3 protein-coding genes and 1 pseudogene are annotated in these 6533 nt (G+C 45.0%); all 4 read left to right on the forward strand.

All coding sequences use genetic code 11. The annotated features are described in order from the left end of the window. Positions 1–81 precede the first annotated feature (81 nt). A complete protein-coding gene (nadB, locus tag SB775_RS08555; protein ID WP_410861244.1) occupies positions 82–1665 on the forward strand; it encodes an L-aspartate oxidase in 1584 nt (527 codons plus the stop codon). Continuing rightward, positions 1646–2497: a carboxylating nicotinate-nucleotide diphosphorylase gene (gene nadC / locus SB775_RS08560; protein WP_089361651.1), complete on the forward strand. Its 852-nt coding sequence runs from the start codon at positions 1646–1648 to the stop codon at positions 2495–2497. The genes nadB and nadC overlap by 20 nt, the downstream gene beginning before the upstream one ends. Further along, complete coding sequence (gene nadA / locus SB775_RS08565; RefSeq protein ID WP_410861246.1) at positions 2494–3600, forward strand: quinolinate synthase NadA; 1107 nt, start codon at positions 2494–2496, stop codon at positions 3598–3600. The genes nadC and nadA overlap by 4 nt, the downstream gene beginning before the upstream one ends. Positions 3601–4458: 858 nt before the next feature. Next, positions 4459–4606: pseudogene (safA, locus tag SB775_RS08570) on the forward strand (SafA/ExsA family spore coat assembly protein); the annotation flags it as partial. Between the last annotated feature and the right edge of the window lie 1927 nt (positions 4607–6533).

Genomic DNA, 6533 nt, shown 5'->3' on the forward strand with positions numbered 1-6533 from the left:
CTTAAAAAACTCTTGATAATAGTTTAATAATATGTAAATATAGTTGTCAAGACACCTGTCATAAACAGGAGGAATGAAATAATGGTAAAAGCGGGAATCATCGTTATAGGTAGCGGGATTGCTGCCTTGAAAACGGCATTGGAAGCAAGTAAACATAAGCATGTGATACTCATCACAAAATCAAAGATCCGCCATAGTAATTCCTATTTAGCACAGGGCGGGATTGCAGCTGCAATATCTGATCGTGACAGAGTATCCTATCATAAAAAAGATACGCTGGAGGCTGGTCAGCGTTATAACAAGGAAAAGGCAGTGGAAATACTCGTCGAAGAGGCCCCTTCGGTGATAGCTGAACTTATTCGTTCCGGCATGCAATTTGACCATGATCATGATGGTACCCTCATGCTTGGCATGGAGGGTGCCCACAGTGAAAGGAGAATCCTTCATAGTCATGGGGATTCTACAGGAAAGTACATCATGGAACATCTAATAGGGTGTTTGAAAAACTCTTTGATTACTGTGGTCGAGAATGCGGCAGCAGTGGAGTTGATTATCGGAAAAGATGATTCTTGCATAGGCGTCAAAACTCTTGATAAGGCTGGGAAACTTGTAACGTACCACGCGGAACGAACAGTTTTGGCAACTGGAGGCTGTGGTTCCCTATACCATTTCACTTCAAATTCACAAACGGTTTCAGGAGATGGAATCGCACTTGCATTCAAGGCCGGGGCAAAAGTTCGTGACATGGAATTCATACAGTTTCATCCGACCCTGCTTTTTATAAATGGTAAAGCGGAAGGGCTGGTTTCAGAAGCGGTCCGCGGGGATGGTGCAAGGTTAGTGACTGAAATGGGAAGACCGATCATGGAGGATGTCCATGCCATGAAAGATCTGGCTCCAAGGCATATTGTGGCACAGACGATTTTTTCTTATTTACAGCGCGGAGAAAAGGTATTTTTGGATATTTCAATGATTAAGGATTTTAAGAAGCGTTTTCCGACAGTGAGCTCATTATGTGAAAAAAGCGGGCTGGACCTTAAATTCGGGAAAATCCCTGTAGCGCCTGGAAACCATTTCCTGATGGGGGGGATTGAAGTCGACGAATGGGGGAGAACCTCTGTCCCTTCTTTGTATGCAGTTGGTGAAGTGGCATGCACTGGTGTACATGGGGCGAACCGATTGGCCAGCAACTCCCTACTCGAAGGGCTGGTTTTTGGAAATGCGCTTGGTCAGTTGCTAGCAAATATGCCAGCAAGGTCGATACCGGAAGAAAAAGAGCAGTCCAAAGGTTCCTGCCATTTTACCATTTTACCTGATCTCGCGACATTGCAGGAAAAATTAATGAACGAAGCAGGAATCGTTCGAAATGAAGCAGGTTTAACTCGACTGAAGGATTATCTTGAGACATTCAATATCGAAAAATTGCTGCATATGGAAGTAACGGGATTATCGATAAAAGAGATAACGAATATCAATGCCACAATCGTGGCATGGCTGATTGCCGAATCCGCACTGACCAGAACGGAAAGCAGGGGCGGTCATTTCCGCAGTGACTATCCAAGCGAAGATGACTCCCAATGGCTTGAAAATTCGGTTATCCTTGCTTGCACAGATGTGAAAAACCGGGTAAAAGGGAGGCGACTATATGAATATATTGAAGCTTAAGCAGATGCTGCAACAATTTTTAATGGAAGATATAGGTGAATGCGACGTAACGAGTGATACGATTTTTGATCAAGGTGAACAAGGGACTTTGACATTCATTGCAAAAGAAGGCGGAGTTTTTAGTGGAAGTGACGTCATCAAGACAGGGTTTGCATTGTTGGATGAGCAAATCGAGGTTTCCCTTTTTGTTCATGATGGCGAAGTTTTTGAACCAGGACATCAACTTGCAAGAATGACCGGCGATATGGCTTCTCTTTTAAAAGGGGAACGGGTGGTTTTGAATTTAGTGCAGCGTATGTCCGCCATTGCGACACAGGCTCATAAAGCTACCAACATTTTAGCGGGGACGAAGACGAGGGCTTGTGATACGAGGAAAACTACACCTGGCCTGCGGATGCTTGAAAAATATGCGGTCCGTTCAGGCGGGGCATTCAATCACCGATATGGCCTGTTTGATGCCGTCATGATAAAGGATAATCATATTTCTTTCGCTGGGTCCATAACGAAGGCGGTTCAAACGGTAAAATCCAAACTGGGACATACCACTAAAGTGGAAGTGGAAACGGAATCAATCGAACAGGTGCTTGAAGCAGTGGAAGCCGGTGCTGATATCATCATGTTCGATAACCGGAGCCCCGAAGAAATTAAGCAACTGATCAAATTGGTTCCTGCCCACATCATAACTGAAGCTTCCGGAGGTATTCATTTAGACAATCTAGCCTCATATCGGGAAACAGGGGTTGACTATATTTCATTGGGCAGTCTGACTCACAGTGTCAGGGCACTTGATATTAGCGCTAAGGTCAAAGAACGTGAGGGGATATTGAAATGAACATATTGGAGATGGCTAGTACGGCAGGGAATGTATTGCCTGAAAAATATAAGACGATGACAATGGAAGATATGGAAAAACGGGTCCATGACATTAAGAACCGAATGGGAAAGCGGCTTTATATCCCAGGTCATCATTATCAACGGGAGGAAGTCATTCAATTTTCGGATGTAACGGGAGATTCACTTCAGTTGGCACAGCTTTCCGCCGAAAATCGCGAAGCGGATTATATCGTGTTTTGTGGCGTACATTTCATGGCTGAAACTGCCGATATTTTGACTGAAGAAGGGCAGACGGTCATCCTTCCTGACATGCGTGCAGGCTGTTCAATGGCAGATATGGCGGATATTGAACAAACGGAACGGGCCTGGACAAAGCTTCAGGAATTATTTGGCGATACGATCCTTCCGCTCACTTATGTTAATTCGACTGCGGCCATCAAAGCTTTTGTAGGGAAAAATGGCGGGGCGACGGTGACTTCTTCAAATGCACAAGGGATGGTATCGTGGGCCCTCTCGCAAAAAGAACGGATCCTGTTTCTTCCCGATCAGCATCTTGGGAGGAATACAGCCTTTGACCTTGGCATTCAATTAAATGAAATGGCTGTCTGGGATCCTCATAAGGACGAATTGATTTATGAAGGGGAACTCGAAGATCTGAAGGTACTTCTTTGGAAAGGGCATTGTTCGGTCCATGAAAATTTCACGACGGCGAATATTGAAACGCTTCGAGCGGAGCAGCCGGAAATGAATATCATCGTTCATCCCGAATGTCGCCGTGAGGTAGTCGCCCTGTCGGATTATGCGGGTTCGACATCGTACATCATTAATATGATAGAAAAGGCCGAACCAGGTAGTTCTTGGGCAATCGGCACGGAAATGAACCTTGTTAAACGGCTTATCGCCAATAACTCTGACAAGAACATCATCTCGTTAAATCCGAATATGTGTCCATGCCTTACGATGAACCGGATTGATTTGCCTCACTTGCTTTGGGCGCTTGAATCAATTGAAGAAGGTATTGTCATTAATCCGATAAAAGTCGAGAAGGGCATTGCGGATAATGCCATACTAGCTTTAAACAGAATGTTGGAACGGGTTTAAGTTAATCCTATCAATAATAAAATTGAAAAAGACTTTTCATAACATAAGAAAGGGAGGGCAGAAGCCCCCCTCAGACTGTAGACAAACTCGATAAATAATTGAGTGTGTCTACAGTTTTTTTTGTGGGTTTGTAAAATTTGAACGTTGATTGGAACGCAGGGCACTCACTTTCCGCTGACGGTCCGACCTGGGCACTCTTTGCGCCTGTGGGGACTTCCTTGGACGCACTTTTCCCAGCAGTCTCGCATCTTCCATCTCAGTCAATTTTGTTTTACCATTTAGATAAAACTCCTTTTGCCAACATTCTTTTTGGTTTTAAAATAGAAGTATAGCCAAATCTGTGGAATTCAAGCTGCCTAGCAATTCGCTTGGATTACCGCCAGAAGCATCACGAACAAGATGATTGCCAAACCGATTCCGGCCATACCTTTACCTCTTTTGTCCTCCACGTTCGAGCGGCCCTTTCTTCCACTAATATTCCTCCCAGAATGTAAGAAAAGTTACCTGGACCCACAGCTTTAGGTCATTTAGCTTATTATACCAGGATTCCCCTTTAGTTTAGATGGGTTGAAGGAAGCGTTTCTTTCATGGTGGATTCCTGACGAATCCTTTTTTTAGGATGAATGCATGGTTCCTTTCTAATTATCGATCCTGTAGGTCCTAAGAGAAAAGATTATCCTTTTTCCGGGATGCCATATCGATTTTTTCTTCTTCAAAAAAGTACCTTTCATGTGTCTAAATCATTGGTTCCAATCATAAAAGTCCTTTTTCACGCATAAGTTTTCATGATAAAAATAATAGCAATTCACCCACTGCATCATAGAATATATGGACATATGCACAGGAGGGGTTAACAGCGTGAAAATTCATATAGTCCAAAAAGGCGATACGCTTTGGAAGCTCGCCAAAAAATATGGCGTCAGTTTTGAAGAACTTAAAAAAGTTAACACGCAATTGAGCAACCCGGACATGATGATGCCCGGAATGAAAATTAAAATACCAGGGACATCCGGAGCTGTAATAAAAGAAACGGTTAAACCAAACGTGAATATTCAACAGGGAATGAAAGAATCCCAAATTCAACCGTATCAGGCACAGCCTGCACCTATGAAAGAGCAGCAAATTATGCAAAAACATCCAGTAAAAGAACAGCCGAAATTTCAACAGCCGGTTAAAGAACAACCAATCGTTCAAAAACCAGTAAAAGAGCAGAAAATCTTTCAACAGCCAGCTAAGAAGGAGCAGCAGATCGTTCAGCCAGCTAAGAAAGAGCAACAGATCGTTCAGCCAAAGCCAATCATTAAAGAGAAGCAAATAATCGTTCCAAAAGAAGTACCAGTACCGATGCCAGTGATTCCGGAAATCGATATCAATAATTATTATATGGTCAACATGACCAATATGAGTGTACAGAAGCCTCCTGCACCACCACCTTTACCAAAGAAAAAAGAAGTGCAGGCAGTCACTAAAAAGAAGAAGAAAAAGCCTGCTGTCCAGCCAGAACAGGAATATTGTGAGCCGGTGGATGATTGTATTCCAGTAACGCCAATCATGCCTGGAAGCGGTTATTGTATTCAGCCGCCTCCATGGGCGTATATGCAGATGCAAGGGATGCAAGCCCCATATCAAGGTGCTCAAGGGTACCAGGCGGCTCCACAAGGTTATCAAATGATGGAAGAAAGTTCTGATGTTTGGGGAGGATCTCCTGACATGCAAACGATGGGGCAAGGATTCGTTCAAGGGGCAAGTATGAATCCAGCAGGCCAGCAACATTATCCATATCAAGCCTCAGCACCGGTTCCGCATCATTTTTATGGGGGGATGAATCAACAAGCTCAAGTAGCAGGTTCATATATGCAACAAGAGTATGGGTCATCAATGGAATCGTCTTCTTCAAATGATCACCATAACTTTCCTCAGCAGTATGCCCAGACAGCCGGTGAAGAAGAGGAAGATTGCGGCTGTAATAAGGGGGTACTAGGAACTTATGGGCCGGATGTGAAAGGGCAGTATCAAGGAAACAAAAAAATAGAGATGCAGCATCAATATGAAGCGGAGTCAGAAGAATCGGCTCAAGTCCAACAATATGGCGGTCAAAGTGGTAGCGATCCAGGCATGATGATGGGCGGTCAAAGTGGAGGCGATCCAAGTATGATGATGGGCGGTCAAAGTGGAGGCGATCCAAGTATGGTGATAGGCGGTCAAAGTGGAAGTGATCCAGGCATGATGATGGGCGGTCAAAGTGGAAGCTATCCAGGTATGATGATAGGTGGCCAAGGTGGAGGTCAACCATGGATGATGGGAGGTCATCAAGGAAGCCACTCAGGCATGATGGAAGGTCATCAAGGAAGCCACTCAGGCATGATGGAAGGTCATCAAGGAAGCCACTCAGGGGTGATGGGAAGTCATCAAGGAAGCCACTCAGGGATGATGGGAAGTCATCAAGGAGGCCACTCAGGGATGATGGAAGGTCATCATGGAAGCCATCCAAGCATGATGGGAAGTCATCAAGGAGGGCATTCAGGCATGATGGAAGGTCATCAAGGAGGGCATTCAGGCATGATGGGAGGTCATCAAGGAAGCCATTCAGGCATGATGGGAGGTCATCAAGGAAGCCATTCAGGGATGATGGAAGGTCATCAAGGAAGCCATTCAGGGATGATGGAAGGTCATCATGGAAGCCATCCAAGCATGATGGGAAGTCATCAAGGAAGCCACTCAGGCATGATGGAAGGCCATCAAGGAAGCCATCCAAGCATGATGGGAAGTCATCAAGGAAGCCATTCAGGGATGACGGAAGGCCATCAAGGAAGCCATACAGGGATGATGGGAGGCCATCAAGGAAGCCATACAGGGATGATGGGAGGCCATCCAGGAGGCCAACCAGGAATGATGGGAGGCCATCCAGGAGGCCAACCAGGAATGATGGGAGG

The organism is Peribacillus sp. SIMBA_075 (assembly GCF_046534585.1).